This window comes from Burkholderia sp. BCC1988 (assembly GCF_905339895.1).
Lineage (GTDB): Bacteria > Pseudomonadota > Gammaproteobacteria > Burkholderiales > Burkholderiaceae > Burkholderia.
Genome location: NZ_CAJPHA010000030.1, coordinates 1 through 18959, shown reverse-complemented (window position 1 = coordinate 18959; position 18959 = coordinate 1). Strand labels below are relative to the sequence as shown.

21 protein-coding genes and 2 pseudogenes are annotated in these 18959 nt (G+C 59.6%); 5 read left to right on the top strand and 18 right to left on the bottom strand.

The annotated features are described in order from the left end of the window. Positions 1 to 3 precede the first annotated feature (3 nt). From U4012_RS31670 to U4012_RS31640, 7 genes are read right to left on the bottom strand one after another with little or no spacing between them, the layout of a single operon-like run. On the bottom strand, positions 4 to 924 hold the full coding sequence (locus U4012_RS31670; protein ID WP_321803413.1) for an acetaldehyde dehydrogenase (acetylating): 921 nt from the start codon (positions 922 to 924) through the stop codon (positions 4 to 6). Next, complete coding sequence (locus tag U4012_RS31665) at positions 908 to 1120, bottom strand: 4-oxalocrotonate tautomerase (RefSeq protein WP_321803411.1); 213 nt, start codon at positions 1118 to 1120, stop codon at positions 908 to 910. The genes U4012_RS31670 and U4012_RS31665 overlap by 17 nt, the downstream gene beginning before the upstream one ends. Continuing rightward, the gene (locus U4012_RS31660; RefSeq protein WP_321803409.1) at positions 1111 to 1902 is read right to left on the bottom strand and encodes a 2-keto-4-pentenoate hydratase; all 792 of its coding nucleotides are present in this window, start codon (positions 1900 to 1902) and stop codon (positions 1111 to 1113) included. The genes U4012_RS31665 and U4012_RS31660 overlap by 10 nt, the downstream gene beginning before the upstream one ends. After that, positions 1899 to 2690 carry a 2-keto-4-pentenoate hydratase gene (locus tag U4012_RS31655; RefSeq protein WP_321803407.1) on the bottom strand — a complete coding sequence of 264 codons (792 nt, stop codon included), beginning with the start codon at positions 2688 to 2690 and terminating at the stop codon, positions 1899 to 1901. Before U4012_RS31655 ends, U4012_RS31660 begins: the two co-directional genes overlap by 4 nt. A gap of 2 nt (positions 2691 to 2692) precedes the next feature. After that, positions 2693 to 4153 carry a 2-hydroxymuconic semialdehyde dehydrogenase gene (locus U4012_RS31650; RefSeq protein WP_321803405.1) on the bottom strand — a complete coding sequence of 487 codons (1461 nt, stop codon included), beginning with the start codon at positions 4151 to 4153 and terminating at the stop codon, positions 2693 to 2695. 11 nt (positions 4154 to 4164) lie between these two features. Continuing rightward, positions 4165 to 4833 carry a class II aldolase/adducin family protein gene (locus tag U4012_RS31645; RefSeq protein WP_321803403.1) on the bottom strand — a complete coding sequence of 223 codons (669 nt, stop codon included), beginning with the start codon at positions 4831 to 4833 and terminating at the stop codon, positions 4165 to 4167. Next, positions 4830 to 5696 carry a VOC family protein gene (locus tag U4012_RS31640; RefSeq protein ID WP_321803401.1) on the bottom strand — a complete coding sequence of 289 codons (867 nt, stop codon included), beginning with the start codon at positions 5694 to 5696 and terminating at the stop codon, positions 4830 to 4832. The genes U4012_RS31645 and U4012_RS31640 overlap by 4 nt, the downstream gene beginning before the upstream one ends. Positions 5697 to 5787: 91 nt before the next feature. Here U4012_RS31640 and U4012_RS31635 point away from each other — a divergent pair. Together U4012_RS31635 and U4012_RS31630 are read left to right on the top strand one after the other, a co-directional pair. Further along, positions 5788 to 5991 (top strand): annotated as a pseudogene (locus U4012_RS31635) (LysR family transcriptional regulator); the annotation flags it as partial. A gap of 36 nt (positions 5992 to 6027) precedes the next feature. Beyond that, positions 6028 to 6735, top strand: a complete 708-nt coding sequence (locus U4012_RS31630; RefSeq protein ID WP_321803535.1) for a LysR substrate-binding domain-containing protein — start codon at positions 6028 to 6030, stop codon at positions 6733 to 6735. A gap of 183 nt (positions 6736 to 6918) precedes the next feature. Here U4012_RS31630 and U4012_RS31625 read toward each other — a convergent pair whose 3' ends face one another. From U4012_RS31625 to U4012_RS31610, 4 genes are all read right to left on the bottom strand, one after another. Then, a complete protein-coding gene (locus U4012_RS31625) occupies positions 6919 to 7341 on the bottom strand; it encodes a chorismate mutase (protein WP_321803399.1) in 423 nt (140 codons plus the stop codon). 16 nt (positions 7342 to 7357) lie between these two features. Then, positions 7358 to 8584, bottom strand: a complete 1227-nt coding sequence (locus U4012_RS31620) for a porin (RefSeq protein ID WP_321803397.1) — start codon at positions 8582 to 8584, stop codon at positions 7358 to 7360. An 84-nt stretch (positions 8585 to 8668) separates the two neighbouring features. After that, the gene (locus U4012_RS31615) at positions 8669 to 9895 is read right to left on the bottom strand and encodes an MFS transporter (RefSeq protein ID WP_321803396.1); all 1227 of its coding nucleotides are present in this window, start codon (positions 9893 to 9895) and stop codon (positions 8669 to 8671) included. 100 nt (positions 9896 to 9995) lie between these two features. Next, positions 9996 to 11375 carry an FAD-dependent oxidoreductase gene (locus U4012_RS31610; RefSeq protein ID WP_415750418.1) on the bottom strand — a complete coding sequence of 460 codons (1380 nt, stop codon included), beginning with the start codon at positions 11373 to 11375 and terminating at the stop codon, positions 9996 to 9998. Positions 11376 to 11548: 173 nt separating this feature from the next. Here U4012_RS31610 and U4012_RS31605 point away from each other — a divergent pair, with 173 nt between their 5' ends. Continuing rightward, the gene (locus U4012_RS31605) at positions 11549 to 12451 is read left to right on the top strand and encodes a LysR family transcriptional regulator (RefSeq protein ID WP_321803394.1); all 903 of its coding nucleotides are present in this window, start codon (positions 11549 to 11551) and stop codon (positions 12449 to 12451) included. A gap of 55 nt (positions 12452 to 12506) precedes the next feature. Here the strand turns inward: U4012_RS31605 and U4012_RS31600 are convergent, their stop codons facing one another. The 3 genes and pseudogenes from U4012_RS31600 to U4012_RS31590 form a co-directional block, all read right to left on the bottom strand. Then, complete coding sequence (locus U4012_RS31600; protein ID WP_321803392.1) at positions 12507 to 13001, bottom strand: hypothetical protein; 495 nt, start codon at positions 12999 to 13001, stop codon at positions 12507 to 12509. A 72-nt stretch (positions 13002 to 13073) separates the two neighbouring features. Further along, positions 13074 to 13388, bottom strand: a pseudogene (locus U4012_RS36040) (SDR family NAD(P)-dependent oxidoreductase); the annotation flags it as partial. A gap of 70 nt (positions 13389 to 13458) precedes the next feature. Beyond that, on the bottom strand, positions 13459 to 13818 hold the full coding sequence (locus U4012_RS31590) for a hypothetical protein (protein ID WP_321803388.1): 360 nt from the start codon (positions 13816 to 13818) through the stop codon (positions 13459 to 13461). Between the two features lie 131 nt (positions 13819 to 13949). Between U4012_RS31590 and U4012_RS31585 the strand changes: the two genes are divergently transcribed. Further along, the gene (locus tag U4012_RS31585) at positions 13950 to 14468 is read left to right on the top strand and encodes a MarR family winged helix-turn-helix transcriptional regulator (RefSeq protein ID WP_321803386.1); all 519 of its coding nucleotides are present in this window, start codon (positions 13950 to 13952) and stop codon (positions 14466 to 14468) included. A 145-nt stretch (positions 14469 to 14613) separates the two neighbouring features. On the opposite strand, the gene U4012_RS31580 is transcribed toward U4012_RS31585, so the two are convergent. From U4012_RS31580 to U4012_RS31570, 3 genes are all read right to left on the bottom strand, one after another. Further along, complete coding sequence (locus U4012_RS31580) at positions 14614 to 15483, bottom strand: aldo/keto reductase (RefSeq protein ID WP_321803385.1); 870 nt, start codon at positions 15481 to 15483, stop codon at positions 14614 to 14616. A 43-nt stretch (positions 15484 to 15526) separates the two neighbouring features. Continuing rightward, on the bottom strand, positions 15527 to 16771 hold the full coding sequence (locus U4012_RS31575) for an alpha/beta hydrolase family protein (protein ID WP_321803384.1): 1245 nt from the start codon (positions 16769 to 16771) through the stop codon (positions 15527 to 15529). A gap of 380 nt (positions 16772 to 17151) precedes the next feature. Beyond that, positions 17152 to 18075, bottom strand: a complete 924-nt coding sequence (locus tag U4012_RS31570) for an NAD(P)-dependent alcohol dehydrogenase (protein WP_321803382.1) — start codon at positions 18073 to 18075, stop codon at positions 17152 to 17154. Between the two features lie 88 nt (positions 18076 to 18163). Here U4012_RS31570 and U4012_RS31565 point away from each other — a divergent pair, with 88 nt between their 5' ends. Further along, entirely contained in the window at positions 18164 to 18772 is a 609-nt protein-coding gene (locus U4012_RS31565; RefSeq protein WP_321803380.1) for a helix-turn-helix domain-containing protein, read from the top strand. A 13-nt stretch (positions 18773 to 18785) separates the two neighbouring features. Here U4012_RS31565 and U4012_RS31560 read toward each other — a convergent pair. Next, the coding region (locus tag U4012_RS31560; protein ID WP_321803531.1) for a transposase at positions 18786 to 18959 on the bottom strand (174 nt) is incomplete at its 5' end.

Sequence of the window (18959 nt, the reverse complement as noted above, 5' to 3'; positions counted from 1 at the left end):
CCTTCACGCTGAGATCAGGGCCACGGCTTGCGATTCCGCACAAGCCAGAGCCGCCGACGTCATGATGTCGAGATTGCCGGCGTATTCCGGCAGATAGTGCGCGGCGCCCCGCACCTCAAGCAAAACAGTCGTCTTGAGTCCGCGAATGTGGCCAACGCCGGGCAGCGCGACTACAGCTTCCTCGAACTGCACCTGTTGCTTGAGCCGGTAGCCAGGGACATAGCTCTGTACCTCGGCAACCATCGCCTCAATGCTCCCTGCCACGCCATCCTGATCCGCTAGTTCACTGAACGTGAAGACGGTATCGCGCATCATCAATGGCGGCTCCGCCGGGTTGAGAATGATGATGGCCTTGCCGCGTTCTGCGCCGCCGACAACCTCGATGGCCCGCGATGTGGTCTCGGTGAACTCGTCGATGTTGGCGCGCGTCCCCGGCCCAGCTGAACGACTCGCGATCGACGCGACGATTTCTGCGTAGTGCACGCGCGTCACGCGAGAAACCGCCGCCACGATGGGGATCGTCGCTTGGCCACCGCAGGTGACCATATTGATATTCCTGGCGCCGCGATGCTCATTTCCGTTCACCACCGGTACGACATATGGCCCAATCGCAGCTGGCGTCAAGTCGATCATCGGCACACCCAATGCCTCCAATCGAACTGCATGCTTGTGGTGCGCTGCCGCCGACGTCGCATCGAATACGAGACCGATATGGTCGAAGCCCGGCATACGCAGCAGCCCTTCGAGGCCGTCGGCGGTTGTCGGCACGCCGAGGCGCTCGGCCCGGGCCAAACCCTCCGAGGCGGGATCGATGCCGACCATCGCACCCATTTCGACGTGCTTGCCGTGGCGCAGCACCTTGATCATGAGATCCGTGCCAATATTGCCGGACCCGATGATCGCAACCTTAAGCTTTTGCGTCACGTACCTGCTCCTTCGAGGCTGATTTAGGTACACCGCCCACGCCCCAGTGGGAAGCCGGAACCTCCTGAATAATTACGCGCACCGATTCGCGCGGGGCGTCCAATGCGACGATGGCCGCGTCGGTGAGGCCTTCAATTAGCGCCACTTTCGCCTCCATCGCGCGCCCTTCAATCAGCGTCACTTGTATCAACGGCATGCGTCGTCTCCTGACTCATCTGTGGTTAACTCGACCGAGCCGAGGCCCTGCATCTCGCAACGCACGTGCATCCCCGGACCGAGTGCCTCTGCGGCGGTGGCGCCACCGGCCATAACGATCCAGCCCGCTTGCAACGGCTCGCCTGCGTCGCCGGCCAACCGCGCGGCCGCCACCAGTGATCGCAGCGGATGGCCGAGAATCCCCGCAGTGCTGCCGATCTGCCGCGGCCGGCCGTCGATGCTCAGGACCAGCCCAAGGTTCGAGAAGTCGCGCCGCGGGTCCGCCCAGGGCCCGATCACGTAGCCGGACGACGACGCATTGTCGGCAATCACGTCGGTCAGCGAGAACTTGAAGTTCTCGTAGCGCGAGTCGATCACTTCGAGCGCCGGGGCAATGGCGGCAACGGCCTCCAGCGCCTCGGCCAGACTGACGCGAGGAGGAAGCGGCTTGGACAGAAGAAAGGCCAGCTCCGGCTCGACACGTGCATGCACATAGCGAGAAAGCGAGACCGCGGCGCCTTCCTCGAGGGCCATTGCGTCGGTCAGACGGCCCCAGATCATGTCGTGTACGCCCATCTGGACCATCTTGGCCCGGCTCGTGAAGCCCATCTTCACGCCGCTGCGACGCTCGCCGCGCTCGATTCGGCGCGCTATGGACGCCGCCTGGATGGCATAAGCGTCCGAGGTGGTAAGCCGCGCGCCCTCGCCGAACTGCGCGATAGCCTGTGCGTTGCGCGCGGCATCGTCGACGCGTTGCGCGAGCATTGCCACAAAATCGTTCATGCCTCGTCTCCGAAAACGGCGCGTACGGCGCCCAGGCCCTCGATGCGAGCCTCAAATACGTCCCCCGGGCGGACGGCAACCATCGGACCGAGCGCCCCCGTCAGCACGACGTCTCCGGCCTTCAGGCCACGGCCGCGCGACGCCATGGTGTTAGCGAGCCACACCGCGGCGTTCAGCGGATGACCGAGGCACGCCGCGCCGGCGCCCAGGGAAACCTGGTCTCCGCCGCGCTCCATGACCATGCCGGCAAGCCGCAAATCGAGCCCGGCCAATGGCACCGGCGTGCTACCAAGCACAAAGGCTGAACTGGATGCGTTGTCGGCAACCGTATCGACGAAGCGGATGTTCCAATCGGCAATGCGGCTTCCGACCACTTCGATAGCCGGCAGCGCGAAGGCGGTGGCGCGCAGCATCTGTGCGACCGTGACGCCGGGCTCAGGCAAGTCGCGTTCTAACACCAGCGCGACCTCGGCCTCGACTTTGGGCTGCATCAGATTGCCCCAGCCAATCGGCTCACCATCCTGAAAAGCCATATGCGCAAAGAGCATCCCGAAGTCCGGCTGGTCGACGCCGAGTTGCTGCTGCACGCTGTGAGTCGTCAGCCCGATCTTCCTGCCGATGAGCCGCGCCCCGCTCTCCAGCTGTCGACGTGTGTTGATTTCCTGCACCGCATAGGCATCGTCACCATTGAAGTGCGGGTACGTCTCGCGCAGTGGCGCAATCGCCCGTTGCGTGCGCGCGGCGTGAAGCAGCGCGTCGGCCGCGGCCAAATGGTCTTGCATATTCATGCTTATGGCTCCAGCTTGAGGCAGACATTGGACAGTTCTGTATAGAACTCGAGCGAATGCACGCCGCCTTCCCGCCCGATGCCGGACTTTCCGGACCCACCGAACGCGGTGCGCAAATCGCGCAGAAACCAAGTGTTGACCCACACGACACCAACCTTCAGCTTTGCGCTCACGCGATGGGCGCGGTCGACGTCACGGGTATAGACCGATGCGGCAAGCCCATACGGAGTAGCGTTGGCCAAGCGAACAACCTCCTCTTCACTGTCGAAGGGCTCGACGTGGCAGCAGGGACCGAAAATCTCCTCGCTGAGCACGCGTGATTCGCGCGGCAGACCGGTCCAGATCGTCGGTTCGATCCATGCGCCTTCGCGCAAATGAGCCGGCATTTCCGGCACCCCCCCGCCGTGGTGAATGGTCGCGCCTTCTTCGCGCGCGAGCGCGTAGTAGCTCAACACCTTGCGCTGGTGCTCGCTTGAAATGAGTGGGCCAAAATTTGCATTCGGATCTTCGGGCACACCAGGCTGGAGAGTACGCGCGACGCTAGCCAACGCGGCGACCACCTTGTCGTATAGAGGCCGCTCGACATAAACACGTTCGGTCCCGAGACACACTTGGCCGGTGTTTTCGAACACCGAACGCTTCAATCCGGCGATGACGGCATCAATGTCGGCATCGGCGAACACGAGCGCGGGGTTCTTGCCGCCAAGTTCCATCGAAACGGGCTTGATGCCGTCGGCGCTGGCCTTCATGATCGCGGCGCCAGTCCGCGTCTCGCCGGTGAACGTGATCGCGTCGACATCGGGATGGCATGTGAGGTATTCGCCCGCCGAAGCGGGACCAAACCCGTGAACGACGTTGTACACACCGGCCGGGACGCCAACCGAGTTCATCACCTCCCCGAGCAGCGCCGCCGTGGCGGGCGTTTCCTCGGAAGGCTTGACCACCACCGCATTACCGCAAGCGAGCGCCGGGCCGACTTTCCACGTCATCAACAGTAGCGGCAGATTCCAAGGACAAACCACGGCGATGACACCCTTGGGCCTGCGCAGGGCATAGTTCAGCGCCGGCTTGCCGTCGGGCGCGGGGCCGGTAAAGCACTCGGTGGGAACGTTGCGAACGGCATCCGCGAAGACACGGAAGTTTGCCGCGCCGCGCGGAATGTCAAGGTGCGACGCCAGTGCACGGGGCTTGCCGGTGTCTGCTACCTCCGCTGCGAGAAAATCTTCCTTTCGGCGATCGATCTCGTCGGCGACGGCGTAAAGCAAGTCGCAGCGCTGCCCCAGCGTGAGCTTGCCCCATGGTCCGTCCAGAGCATTACGTGCCGCTTGGACCGCATCGTTGACATCCTCTTTTCCCGCCTCACTCACTTCGGCGACGAGTCGGCCTGTGCACGGGTCGATGTCGAGGAAGCGCTTGCCTCCCCTTCCTTCCCGGTACGCACCATTGATGAAATTCAGAATCATTGCGTCTTCCTTTAGCGTTCTGGGTCGCCTGCAATCAGGTAGTCCCACATGCGTTCAAATATTTGGCCCGCTGACGTTGCGCGGCGGTTGCATTCGGTGTCATCCAGTACGGCCGCTGCTTGCTCGAGGCCCGCCCCGAGAATCGCGAGTTCCAGACGCGCCGCATCTTCTAGGTACCATGTGAGCACGACGGCCTTCGTCAGCGAATCGGCCGCGACCACCGTGCCATTGCCGCGCATGACGATAGCCGTTTCATTTCCAAGCGTTTCGGCCAATGTCTTCGCCGCTGCATCGTCCCGCAGCAGTTGCGGGTCATCCCACAGCCGCGCGCCACTGCCGAAGTAAGAACCGAAACCGTGGCGGGGTCGTGGAGTCCGGCGCGCCGTACCGAGCGCCATAAGCGCAGGCGGCATTGTGCGAGCCACCGCTTGAACATCGGGTCGGCGCGCGTAGATCTGCTGGTGGACCCTCACTTCCCCGAGTACGCCGTCCGGAAGCGCTCCCACCACTGGAACCACCGTACCGGCTTCGTCTGCACCGATAAGCGCCATCGGCTTGCCGGCGCAAACGAGGAATCTGTCCGCATCGAGGCGCACGCTGACGTGTCCATAGGCGTGCGCGAGCCCATGGCGGGCAAGCGCGCGTGCGGCAACTCGAAGTTCTCTTTGCAAATTCATCATGGGGTTTTGAATTCCGCGATGTCCGGTACCGCACCCCACATGCAGTACGAACTGCTGGCTTTCGGGAACTGGCGGGGTTGATATAGCGGCTCGTCTGCGGCCGTGATGTGGCGCACGCCGGACGAGTACTCGTACACCATGCCGTCCGGCCCTTCGAAGTACAGAAACACCGCTCCAGATGTGGGATGCCTGCCAGGACCGAAGACAATCCGCACTCCGCGACTTTTCAGCAAGTACCACGCTCGCATCACGTCATCAATACTGGCTACTTGGTGGTTAATGTGCTGCACACCGCAGCGCGCCGCCGGAAACAACGCTACTTTGTGGTGGACCTCGTCTATACGCAGGAGCGGTGCGTCGCCGATGCGGTCGCTCACGCGCGCACCAAGAATGTCGGTCCAGAACTTTTCGTCGCGCGCGGCATTCGTTGTGCATAGGCCGACGTGACTGAATCCTGTAATGCCCGCGTCGCGCGCAGGAAAGTAGCGTCGACCGCTATGGTGCGGCCTAACCACGAGGTCAATGCTATTGCCGCTCGGGTCGCGAAAGTTGACGAACGCTTCCACATGGCGCTGCTCACACTCCTCAGCAGTGCCTGATTGCACATCGATTCCCGCGCCGCTCAGCTGGGCGACAGCACGATCAAGTTCGTCGATCGTGCACAACTCGAATCCGACTACGTGATCGTGCGGATCGCCCTCGAAATACACGAGTGTGTGATCGCGATCATCACTGCGAAAGTAGTGGGCGCCAGCCTCGACTCGTGCCAATTCGAGTCCAAGAAGTTCCTTCGCGTACAGATCTGCTTCCGCTAGATCTCGGGTACCGAGTCTTACGTAGCGAATATCATGGAGATCAATCACGTGTAGCCTTCAGTAAGCAATGTCATTCAGGAATGTCTGTACTGTAGGCCCTTCTCTGATATCCTTGAAATGAAGAAAACGGAATCGTGATATGCGTGTGCGTGATGACACCGGACGAGCTTCTCCCCATCTTGATCTCAACCTGCTTGAGCTTTTCGAATGTATTTGGCGCACCCGCAATCTGACGACTGCAGGTGAGCGACTAGGGCTCTCTCAGCCTGCGGTCAGTCGCGGTCTAGCTCGCCTACGGGAGACCTACGGGGACGAACTGTTCGTGAGGCATCGGCGGGGAGTTGAACCGACAGGATTCGCTAAAACCCTAGCTGAACCGGTGTCGATCGCACTCGCTATCGTGCGTAAAACGGTCGAGAAGCCAAATTTCTCGCCGAAGGAAGATGGTCGACGCTTTCGCGTCGCGATAAGTGACATCGGGGAGCGCTACTTCCTACCGCGGCTCGCGGCATTCTTCGCAGAACATGCTCAGCACGTCAGCATCGACACCGTCGCAGTATCGCGCGAAGAACTGTTGGCCGGCCTGAGTGCCGGTGAGATCGACCTGGCGGTCGGTTTCCTTCCCGGGCTAGGCAAGCAAGTCCACGAGAAGCGTCTGTTCGAGGAAAAGTTCGTCTACATCGCGCGCCTTGGCCATCCCGTTGTCGACGGGCGCCTGCGCGTCAGTCAACTGCGCGAGCTGCCGCATGTCGTCGGAAGCCCTCAGGGTACGCAACATGCGGCGGCAGTAGAAAAGGTGCTGACCGGACCTAGAGTACGCGCTGCCGTGGCGATGCGAGTCGGAAGCTTCCTAAGCATCGGCCCGATAGTTGCCAACAGCGACTTGGTCGCTGTTGTGCCCAGCAATCTTGCGGCACTCGTGTCGGAGCATGTCGGCCTTCAACTCATTAGCCCGCCCGTGCATTTCCCAAGCTTTGGTGTCTCAATGGTTTGGCACCGACGGTTCCACAGCGACCCTGCGGGGATATGGTTGCGAAAAGTATTTGTCGAACTCTTCGGCTCCTCCACCGCCCGTTTAGGCAACTGATGGCGGGAAGGCAAGTAGGCAGCCACCGATTACCTGGTGCCGGAATGCCCACCCTATCGGCACGCAATCGTGCATTTATTGCGGCTCGATGGCCAAGAGCAGCCGCGCCTAGGACTCGATTTCTGCGAGGAAGCGCGGCGGCCTCATCGTATCGGGCCGTTATGTGCGCTTCCTTCCGCAACGTTATCTTGCAGGAGGTGCTTGTCCGTCTAAGGTTGCATCGTTAAAGATACCTTTTTCGTAGTCGATGAATTCCTGCACCATCGCCCGGTAAGTCACCCCTGCGATCCTTGGCGAAAGTCCCTCTTCTTTGGCAAGTGACATTGCCTTCTGCACGACTGCTTCCGCGCGCTGGGGCGCGTCTACCTGTGCGGTGTTCGCCTTGAAACGGGCTGCCTCATGTACGTAGCGACCTCGCTCAGCCATTAGGCGCACGATCTGCCGATCGATACGATCAATGTTTTCCCTGACCTCGCTTAAGGTCTTGCAGCACGCGCCTCCGTTGACCGTTGGCTTGCCCCAAAGAGCCGGTTGTGTGGTGCTCGGCTCATCGCCATACGCCGACATGGAGACGAGCACAATTAAGCTCAGCACAAATAGCCGCATTGACGTCTCCCTATGACTAGAACTTATGACGCATGCCGACCCGAACGCCTGCCTGTTTATCGCTCGTTGAAGCCGTGAATCCGCTGATGTTGGCTACAGCCGCTTGGCCCAACGAATCCCGTCCGCTCGCTCGCTGCAGCACCAGGAGCCCGTAGAGATCCGTACGCTTAGACAGGCTGTATTCTGCGCCGACGTCGAGCTGCAGATACTTCGCCCCGCCGTCCCCATTGACCGAGTTCCGTTTGGTGAAATCGAATGCGGTGCCGACGAGCAGCGCCGGAGTTACGTACTGCTTCACGTTGAGTTCTGCGTTCCAGAAGGTGGCATTTCCGCTATATCGCAGTGGATTAGGTGCCTCGGTAGCCCCTAGACTTGAAAACCGCGTGCCGGTCATGACCAAGCCGACAGTCGTCTTGTTGAACGAATACTTAGCGCCTGCTCCCGCCACTTCCAGAGTGTGCGCCGACGCGTAGCCGGCATAGACCGGATTCGCCTGCGCCGTAGTCGATGAGCCGAATGAGCCGAGATTGTCTACGGTAGCGACACCTTTGTTCGGCGTGTTGCCATAGTACGAGACGTTTGGGTTGCGGGCATTGAGGTACCCCAGCCCCATCGCAAACGGGCCGGATGAATAATTTGCTCCTAGCGCCCATACCTGGTTACGAGAAAGATCACCGGCTACTCCGCCGAGACTGTAAAGGCCGCCGAACGTCAGACCGGAAAACGATCGCGACGTGTACTTGATGGCGTTGTTGATCCGGTTTGTATTGCCGAGGTTGTCAAGGTCGTTGGGATGCGTGCCCATGTAGCCGGCAAAGTTCGACGACGCTGCAAACGGCTGGACAGCTTCAATATACGGGTCGTATTGACGTCCGACGGTGACTGCCCCGAGATTATCCGAAGACAAGCCCACGTAGGCCTGACGCCCAAACTCCGCGCCCCCTTGGGCAAAAGTACCGTTGTTCGCAAAAAACCCGTTTTCCAGCACAAACACCGAGCGGAGGCCGCCTCCGAGGTCCTCGGCGCCGCGCAGCCCCCATCGACTCCCAGATAGTCCGCTCGCGTGTCCATCCTGCAAGGCAACTTGACTACCTCCACTGTGTTGACCGCGAACCGTACCAGTCTGCGCACTGTTTGCATACGTCAAGCCAAGGTCTATGATCCCGTATAACGTCACGCTGCTTTGGGCGTGCGCGCATACGCATGTCGCGGAAATCGCGGAAAGCAAAATCGTCTTTTTCATGCTGTCTCCAAATTAAAAATTTAGTTTTCCTTATTTATTACTGCCCCGGTACTTTCTGGATGACCGAGTGGACCATGCATCGAGTCAGAAGCAGCGGCGCTCTCTCACCCAGAACATTGCTACTGTTGCAACGGCGGGACCGGCTGCAAGAGCAGCGAATGCAACCGCGAAGGAGTTGGTTTCCTGGTAGACGACACCCACCACCAGAGGCACGATGACACTTCCCAGTTGCCAAAAAGCATTCGTCAATCCGTACGCTGACCCAATCATCCGAGGACCCGCGATCTCGGCCACCATCGCGACGATCAAGGGGGTATAGATAAATGCAGTGACGCCAAGAACGGGAGCTGCGACCATAAACGCGGCTTCCGACTTCAGGTTTCCGAATACCAGGAGCATGGAAGCGAAGGATGCAAAGCAGATGAGCAGTATGGCTTTGCGTTTTCCTCCGAGAACATCGGAGACGAATCCAATCATGGGCTTTGAAAAAATTGCTCCCACTCCGAACATGACGCCAATCAGGCCCGCGGAGGACGCCGACATTCCATGCCCCTTCACCATCAGTGCATTGACCCAGAAGGCGAATCCCCATGTTCCCCAAAGTGCGCCAAAACCGACCAAAGCCAGCAATAGTAGATCGCGGTTCCGAGACAACGAGGACAGGCTCGCGCCTGTTTCGACGGCTGAGCCGATTGTGGACAGATTCTTGTCACGCACAATCGCGAGGCACACGATACCGACCGCCGCTGTGGCTGCGCCCAAGACTTGATAAACACCGATCCAACCCACTCTTTCCGTCAGATAAGGAACCGTGGCGTTGGTGATGACAACACCAACAGACGACGCCGTCGTCAGCAAACCCATCGCGCGTCCACGCGTCTTGAAATCGAACCAGGTAGCAGTAAGCTTCACGCAGGCGGAATAGTCCGCGCCGGCTGCAAGCCCCATCAGCACTTGGATGGCTAACCCCGATTTGATGCTCGTCGCGTAGCCGAAGGCAAAGGTCGCCAGCCCGAGCGGGATCAATGCATATCCGAGCATCCGGCTCGCTCCAAATTTGTCCGTCGCTAGGCCGCCGATGGCATTCGAAACCACGTATCCAACGTAGAACGCCGTAACGAAGGCCCCAAGCCCGGAAATTGGGACTGCAAGCGATCCGCCGACCTTCAGAGCGAGATTCGCCCATGCAAGGCGGTCGACGAAGGCAAACAAAAGTCCCAACCAGGCAAGTGCCAGCACGATCCATCGATAGGCGGGTAACTCGGTCAATGCCGAGACTGACGATTCCTTCAAAGACTTAGTACGTAGCATTGCGCGTCTCCTTTATTGGAAGTCTGCGTTGGACTTCCTGTATTGGCTCGCTAATTCAAGCGTCGATTTGCACCGCGCGGGTCGCGGTACGGCGTGGCCTTCAACGCTTTCTCATTCCCCCGAGAAACACTCCTTGTGCGACAAGCATCTGCTGAAGTTGTGGAATATCGATCTCAGCGGTAGGAACGCCTTCGCGAAGCGCGAGCTCAGCAGCGGCGCCAGCCGCTTCACCCATTACGAAGCATCCGCCCGTTACCCGTGCAGCAGATTGCGCATCGTGCGTCATCGACGCGCAACGCCCCGCGACGAGCAGATTGGAAACGGCGGTACCGTCGGCGCGTTGTGGGATCATCATCCGGTAAGGGAGTTGGTTGTACCCGCGCGACTCCGGGATCGCGGGCCATTCCCAGACGACGTCCCCGGCTATGTGCTTTTCGAGCGGCCAGCCGTTGACACCAATGGTGTCTTCAAAGTTTGCGCATTCCAGTACGTCGGCCGCAGTCAACATGTATTGCCCGACGATGCGCCTTGTCTCGCGGATACCGAGCTGAGGAGCGATGTCGAGTACGTAGGATTTCTGGAATCCCGGAATCTCGTTGCGAAGGAACTTGATGTACTCGATAATTTGACGTCGGCCCTCGAGTTCGCCGGCGCTTAATGCACAAGCATCCGTACCATCGATTGCCCGACCCTGCGCGTCTGCCAACTGAGTAACATTCGCCCGCCACTCCGTAGGATTTTTCTGTGGGCGAACGATTGCTCCACGGCGCGGGAATCTGTACTTGCCGCTCTTCTCCGTCTGACGCATTACCTCGGGAATCTTGAGCCACGCCTCACCAGCCTCTTCCGGGTCTACACCGCCGATACGGAACATAAGGCTGGGATACAGCATATCGCCTGCGTCAGTACCTTTCTCGAATGCGACTCCGGACCACTGCGCGAGATCAGCGTCTCCCGAACAGTCGATGAAGATTCCCCCCCTAACGGCGATCCTGCCCGACTTTGTTTCGAGCAAGAGGGTGTCAATGCCGCCTTGGTCAGTAAGCGTCACCCCCACGGCGAGTGCATGGAAAAGAATACCCACGCCTGCGGCCTCCAGCATGGCATCAGCCGCACATTTGAACGCAGACATGTCATAAGACAGCGCATAGACTTTTCCGAAAATCAGATGGGGCTTGTTGAGACCGTCCAAGTCGCGCATGCGGTCCAGCAGTTCATCGGTAACGCCGTGCACGACCTGTTTAATCTCACCATGCACGTTCGCATAGAGACCACAGAAGTTAGTGACCCCTGCCGCAGTCCCCATACCCCCAAGAAAGCCATAACGCTCAATAATGAGCACGCTGGAGCCATTCCTCGCAGCGCTCGTGGCAGCAGCGATGCCAGCAGGACCTCCGCCCAGAACCACAACGTCAAATTCTCCGAACAGCGAAACTGTTCTGGGCGGCTCAAGGATCTTGTCAGAGGAATTGCGCATCATCGTCCGTTCCAGTCGTGGAGCAACCCATCCGACCGAGCGGCGTACTGGTTGTCTCCTGTTGTTTGTCCCCGGCCCATCGCCGAGTCCCATGTGATTTCGCTTGATCTTATCTGATGCGATTCGCGATCAGTTACGCTATATTGGAGCCATAGCTTTCGCGATTTGGAACAAGTATGGACACGCTGCAGAACCTTCGCGCTTTTCTGGCAGCCGCTCGTCACGGCAGCTTTTCCGAGGCGAGCCGCCAGTTGCACGTTGTTCCGTCAGTGATTGCAAAGCGGGTTTCGGAGCTCGAGCGAATGCTGCGCACGCAGCTCTTCACTCGATCCACGAGAAAAGTTTCGCTGACCGATGCCGGGCAAAAGTTCCATGTGCATGCCAACGCGCTCGTTGCGGAGTTCGACGCTGTGCTAAGCAGCATGACGCGTCAGGCCGGTACCATTGAAGGCCACCTTAGGGTGAAGATGCCGACCACGCTCACCGTCTTGCACCTCGCGAGAGTCGTCAGTGCGTTCCAAAGGAAGCACGAACGCATCACTATGGAAGTCGTGCTCGTAGATCGATCGATCAACCCGGTCGAAGAAGGCTACGACGTTGTCATCACCGGTCTGGCCGAGAGTTACGAGGGGGTGATAGACATCCCGCTATGTCCGTTAAAACGGATTCTTTGCGCTTCGCCAGACTATTTATCGAAAAAAGGCCTACCAGATCACCCGCGCGCCCTTGCAGATCACGAATGCCTGGTCTTCAAGCCGCAGGGCCCTTCGTGGCAATTCGAAAGCGCCAGCGGCCCCATCAACGTTGACGTTCATCAGAAGCTGACGACAAACGATAACTCCGTACTGTTTACATCTTGCTGCGCCGGCGCGGGGATTGCCGTATTACCGGAGTATCTTGTTCGATCCAGCTTGAAAAGCGGCGAGCTGCTGACCATGTTGGACGACTTCCCTCTTCGCGCAACGTGGATCAAAGCATTGGTACCGAAAAGGCGACAGGATATGCCGCACATTGCCGCCTTCACGAGTTGGATGCACGCTCACTTGAGTGGGACCGCTCCTTGGGACGAAGGCGCGTGATCGATAAGAGCCCCGACACCTCATATATAGACTTTATCGATGGTGAGGGCACCTCTTAGGGCAGGCCGACCATCGCCGCACTTTCTCGCCACAATAGATCCTGCGCGTCTCGGCTTCGCGCTAGTTCCGACGGATCAGGAAACTTCGGCTCCCCTTTGACGAGCGAGATGTAAATCCGACCGCGAGGTGGAGTGACGGCGCCGAGCGCGACGTCCGCCAGCGCTTCTCCAGAGCGGTCGGGCGTGCCTATGACGTATTCGGGTCGAAACAAGCCAATCACTCGGAAGACCGTGTGCATGAGGAGGGTCATCAGAGCGCGTTTCGCACCGGAGGCATCACGACCGAGAGAGGTACCCGCAGTGAGTCCGGGACTGAAGGCGATTATGGTTATCCGACGCGCCTTGACTTCTTCCAATGCCGAGAAGGACTGCGCGGTCAACAAGTTGCACAGCTTAGAGGCGGCGTAGGCGCGAATTCCGGAGCCAAAGCCACCCTTGCTCGGATGCGCGAGTACGTGAGGGTCGAGCGTTTTAGGTGCGATCGGCGTCATGGCCGGATCGTGCGTTTCACTCGTAGTGATCACCACCCTCCCCTCGCTAGCAATACAGGGAAGCAGAAGTCTAGCAAGCAAATAGTGAGCGAGATGGTTGACCGCGAACGTCAGCTCGTAGCCTTCCGCGCTCCGACCGTCGGTATTGGAAGTCTGCATACCGGCGTTGAGGACGAGTATGTCAATCCTGGCTTCGCCGAGCTGCTGTTTCACCGCATCGGCGAATTGGCGAACACTGTCGAGCGAGGCAAGATCGAGCGATACGACTTCGACGCCGCGCGGCGCTGGTCGTCCGGTGCCCCGGGCACCGATTATGACCCGCGTGCTGGGCCGGGCAGCGATGTGCTGCAAGGCATATGCGCCGAGTCCCGCTGTAGCGCCTGTCATGACGACAACGCGTTGCTGTTTGGCTATATCCACGATTGCGTGCCTTGCCTTATGTCGATTGTCCAAAGTGTCACCGGCTGAGCTTCAGGTCGGGCTTATCTCCCTCCCAACTCTGAATCCCTCCGGGAACCTCACGAAAGCGAAGGCACTTAGCCATCAAGGTGCCCGAGATACACATTGCATCCCCTTTGACCACCCACTTGACGGACAACGTGAACAGCAAAGGCCCATGTATGCTCCCGGTGCCGTCCTTGTTCAGCGTGAGCTTGAAGGTCCTGCCACTCGGCGCAACGGCCGACCAGGGAACGCCATCTGCGAGCAAGGCGACTGCTGACTGCGGCGGCAGATAGGCCTCGTCCTCTTCGGCCAACGTAGAGATCGTGGTAAGCATTGAGATAGCTGCCACCACGAGTCTTAGATGTGCCTTCATATTCAGCTCCTCTCTTTGCGCTACCCGGGCGGCAGTCGAGCTACCCGTCCTGTACAGGCCTCGGTTGCCAAACTGACGCCGCCTCTGACATCATCCTCAAGCTCAATCCCTCGATTTATTATCAATTGATAATGAAACAGCTGTCAAGATCAACCCGCGGCTCGGCCATATCGGGCAAAACTCGCGCATCGACGACCGGCCTTCAGTTGCTCGCCGGATTCATGACCCTGCGGAAGGGCCTGAGACAATGGATGCACGCGAACATGCCCACCGGCGGCGGGATGACCGTCCCCCGCGCCAGCCTGCTTCTGGGCCTCACGCTCAAGAACGAACCGGTCGGCATGAGCGAACTCGGCGAGTCGCTCGGGATGTCACCCAGAAACATGACTGTGCTTGTGGATGGACTTGAGAAAGAAGGCCTCGTCCGTCGCGTCGGCCATCAACAAGACCGGCGGGTCAAACTGGTCGAGCTCACCGAGGCTGGCAAGCAGGTCGCGGAGCAGGAGATTGGGCCATCGCAATTGGCGGCGGCGGCATTGTTCGACGATCTCACGCCCCAAGAGCGAGCGCAGTTGCTGAGCTTGCTGCAGAAGGTAGCCGATTGCTTGCGCGCTCGCGGCATTGACGTCCGATCCGGCGAACAAGGTTGATTGTCAGCCTCGCCGAAAACGGCCACCACTTTGTGTGGCGAGTGGCATTGCAGCAACCCCGCAGGAAGGCAGCGCAACCACTAGGCCGGCCGCGATCAGCGCGCCGACGCGCGCCAAGCGGCAGATCATCGGCCCAACGCCCGATTCAGGCGAGGTCGGTATGGTCTTCGTCGGTGAGACGGACGCCCCCGGCCGCGACATTTTCCTCAAGGTGCTCGAGCGAGCCCGTGCCAGGAATTGCCAGCATCACAGGGGACAACGCCAGCAACCACGCAAGCGCGATCTGAGAGGACGTGGTGCGATGCCGCTTTGCCACTCGGGCAAGGCGTCCATCGTCGATCTTGCCCATGCCGCCGCCAAGCGGAAAGAACGGGCAGAAGGCGATGCCGGCAGCCTCGCATGTTTTTAGCAAGCTCAGATCCTCGCGCTTGGCGATATGGAAGTAGTTCTGAACAGCCGCGACCGGGGCGATGGCCCGGGCCTCGGCAAGGTGATCGCCATCGACGTTGCTGATGCCAAGGTGGCGGATGAGGCCTTCTTCACGCAGCGCGGCCAGCGCCTCGAAGCGCTCGGCCAAGGACTCGCCGTGCGGCACCGTCATCTCGCCGATGCGCAGGTAGACCAAGTCGAGACTGTCCAGCCCCAGGCTCGTCAGATTTTCTTCGACGAGCTTGCGCATCTCGGCAGGCTTGGCGGGCCGATGGCTGCCATCCGGGTTGAACACAACGCAGACCTTAGTCGCGATCACCAGGCCGGCCGGATAGGGATGCAGAGCTTCGCGGATGAGAGCGTTGGCGCGTACGGCGCCATCGCTGCTCTGGTAGAACTCCGCCGTGTCGATCAGGTTGACGCCGAGCTCGACAGCTCGGCGCAGCACCGCACGACCTGCTTCCGGGTCGCGCGCCGGGCCGCGAAAGCCATTGCATGGCAGGCGCATGGCCCCGAAGCCGAGCCGGTTGATGGAAAGATCCCCGCCAAGGCGGAAGTCATGCGGAATGGCAATGGATGGGTTCATGTCGTGTTCCTAGCAGGGAGATGTTCACGCGGGGAGGCGCGACTCAAGCGCCTGCGAGCCGTTCGGCAATCCGATCGAAGATGTACTCGGTGGCCGTGGCGTAACCACCGATCTGGCAATGCGACTGCGCCGTCGAGCTGTCATCAAACAACAGATATTCCTTGGGGCACTGCAAGGCGTCGTAGAACGGCTTGGCTCCGTGGAAGACCTCGCCGGTGCCGTCCAATACGAGCGTTTCGCACGTCACCTTGTCCAGAATGGCCGAGTTGTCATATGGCTGGAGAGCTTGCACCACATCCCTGATCGTGTTCGGCACGCCATGCTTCCACGCGTAATCGCGCACCAGGTTGCGCATTTGCTCCGGAATCTCGTCAAGTGCACGATCGCTGAAGCGCTCCAGTTGCGCGATGATTTGACGCCCCCAGCTGATGTTGCCGGGGTCGGTGATGCAGACCTTGATACGCTTGTCGAACGCGGCGGCGCGCGGCGCCAGATAGCCGCCGAAGCTCAGTCCCATCAGAGCGATGTTGAAAGCGTCGATCTCGGCAAATCTCTCCAGCGCAAAGTCGATCAAAGGGCTTACGACCTTCTCCCAGTCGGGCCGGAAGGTGAAATTATTCAGCCGCAGCGCGAACCCCTGGCCTGGACCATCGTAGGTCAGGCAGTGAATGCCTCGCTGAAGCGCGCCATCGCAAACCCATCGGGTATCTTCGGCCCAAGTGTCCCGGCCGGGCGTGACGATGAGCAGCGGCGCCTTTTTCCCTGCATGGGGTGATCTGTAGAAGTAGCCGGGAAGGAAGCCGTCCTCGTAGGGGATTTCGATGCGCTCGCCGGGGTAACCGGACAGTTTGATATAGCGCTGGTAGCTCGAGGCGCTAGCGACCGCATACACTTTCATGCGCTTGTCCTTGAAGTCGCTGAAATACAACAGCGCGCAGCGCCAGTAGGTAGAGGCCCTGAGGTAGGCGCTGGCCGCGGTCACGCGCTTACCTTTTCGGTCCGCTTCTTCGGCCCTGTCTTGCAGACGGCCTGCCAGCGCGGCCCAGGCTTTGATCCAGACCTCTTCGTCGCTGCCTTCGAGTTGATACACCACGTCCATGACCTCTCCGAAATCAGTCATGCCGTAGGGCATCAGGCTCAATATGTGTTTGACCAGCGCATCGATCAGCACATTGCCGTTGAAGAAGCCGGGTTGCGCCCAATGATTTGCCACCAACGCCGATGTCGCCGTACTGGCGTTTTCGCCGAGCGCTTTTCCGATGCCGGCGTGCTTTTCCTGATCGTCCATAAGTGCTTACCTCGATCGTTACTACTCTGACGTTGATTTCGCCTTGGCTCGGCTAGCGAGACCCTGACCGTCACCGAAGCATGAGACGAGGGCTAGACACCACTCGTAAAAACTGTTGTTCTCATTTCCCGCACGGGTTCGGTCCCACCGCGTGATGCTCAGTACAGAAGAGGCTTTACGGCACGGTCGACAATTTCGTCGACCTCGCTCGGACAAGCTCGTTATTGCTCGCCAGCAGGCTGATAAAGCGTTCGTTCGGTTATTTGATTGGGATTGCAATACATATCTCTACAGTGCCGTTTGTACATAGCGAAATGTCGTGATACATGGGCCCCGTGAGCTCCGCAATTTCAGGCGGCGGCCGCGTGCTGCGGCCGCGACTAGAAGATCAACACGGTCCTACCTCTCGCTCCGTTCTCTACAGCTGCGATAGTCGCAACTGCATCCGAGAAGGGCCTCTCCCGGGCGATCACCGAATTCAATCGGCCCTGACCCGCGAGTGCGGCGATTTCGGAAAGATGCCTTGTGCCCATAGTCGCGAACGCCAGTTTGTATCGGGGCGACAGCATTCCTCGTAGCATCCTGCGTGGCGTCGGGTTAATGTCAACGAATACTCCCCTTGGCTTGAGCATGGCCAGCCCCCGACCCACCTCTAAGGTTCCGGCAGTATCAAAAATTGCGTCGAACGAGCCTGAACCGCGCCAATCGCTTTCATTGGCGTAGTCGAAGACAGGATTGACGCCAGCCAGCCTTGCACTTTGCATAGATGCTCGGCTGCACGAGCCTGCCACGCTCGCCCCATGCGCCAGCGCCAATTGGACTGCCGACGTTCCCACCGCGCCAGTGCAACCGTTGATTAGTACGCGAGACTCGTTGGATACCCGCGCCTTGACAAGCAATGCGGCCCACGCAGTAGTAGCGGGAATCGGCAGGCATGCGGCCTCGGCGAACGAAAGCCGCGAGGGTTTTTTCGCCACAAAGCGAGCTTCCGTCACGATTACTTCTGCAAAAGCCCCTGGGTTATACGCGCTCATTGTGCCGAACACCTCATCTCCGGCCGCGATGTTACGCACGTCGTCGCCTACCGCTTCCACCACACCCGCGAAATCGGACCCCATCCCCTTCGGAAATGCACCGTTCATAAGGAACTTCATGGCCCCTTGGCGCTGCTTCCAATCCAGCGGGTTGATCGCCGCTGCCCGAACCCGCACCCTGACCTGTCCCCGCTTCAACGCTGGGACTTCGTATTCCCCCATGTACATCGTGGAACTCGCGCCGTAGCGGTCGAATTGAACTCTCTTCATCGATGGACTCTCATTTTGCACTCAGTGCAAACTATATTACACCCAGTGCAACTTTTCAATGGGTGTAATTTTGTGTCACAATCGCGCCATGGAACCCTTGAATCAAGAACAGGACGGACTGCGAGAAAGGAAGCGTCGCGACACACTCCAGCGCATCGCCGAGAAGGGACTTGAGCTCTTTATCGCAAACGGATACGAAGAGACGACGCTCGATGACATCAGTGCCGCCGCGGGCATATCACGACGGACGTTCTTTCACTATTTCAAGTCGAAGGACGAGATCCTGCTTGCCTGGCAAAGCGGCCTAATCGAATCTCTTCGTAGCGCTGTCTTGGCGGAAGCAACAGATCAGTCTCCTTTGGACGCCCTCGCGAACGCGCTGCTGAGGCTGGCCGCGCCTTACGAGGGCGACACCGCTATTGTCATGGCCCGAGTTATCAAATCAAGCGAGCAACTCCGGGTAGCCAACCAGGTCAAATTCCTACAACTTGAGCACGCTGCATTCGAGGCGCTCTGTCATCTTTGGCCGCAAAATAGCCGGCGTGAGCGTCTGCGAATGATCGCAATGGTCGGCGTGGGCGTCCTGCGTGTTGCGATCGACGAATGGATCGACGAGGGAGGCAAGCGGTCGTTCCCCTCGCGGCTAAAGCGCGCACTCGCGAGTTTACGTGCCGAGCTAGATGGGATGCCGGACTAGAACGCAGCCAAAATTAACCGCCTCGGCTCGGCGTTACCTGCCCATCGGCAGGCGGCACTTCACCGAGAGCCCGGTGAGGCCGACTCTCGTTGTATTCGACCCGCCATCGTTCAATCTGCTCCCTGGCGTCGGCCAGCGATGTGAACCAGTGCACGTTCAGGCATTCATCGCGTAGCGTGCCGTTGAA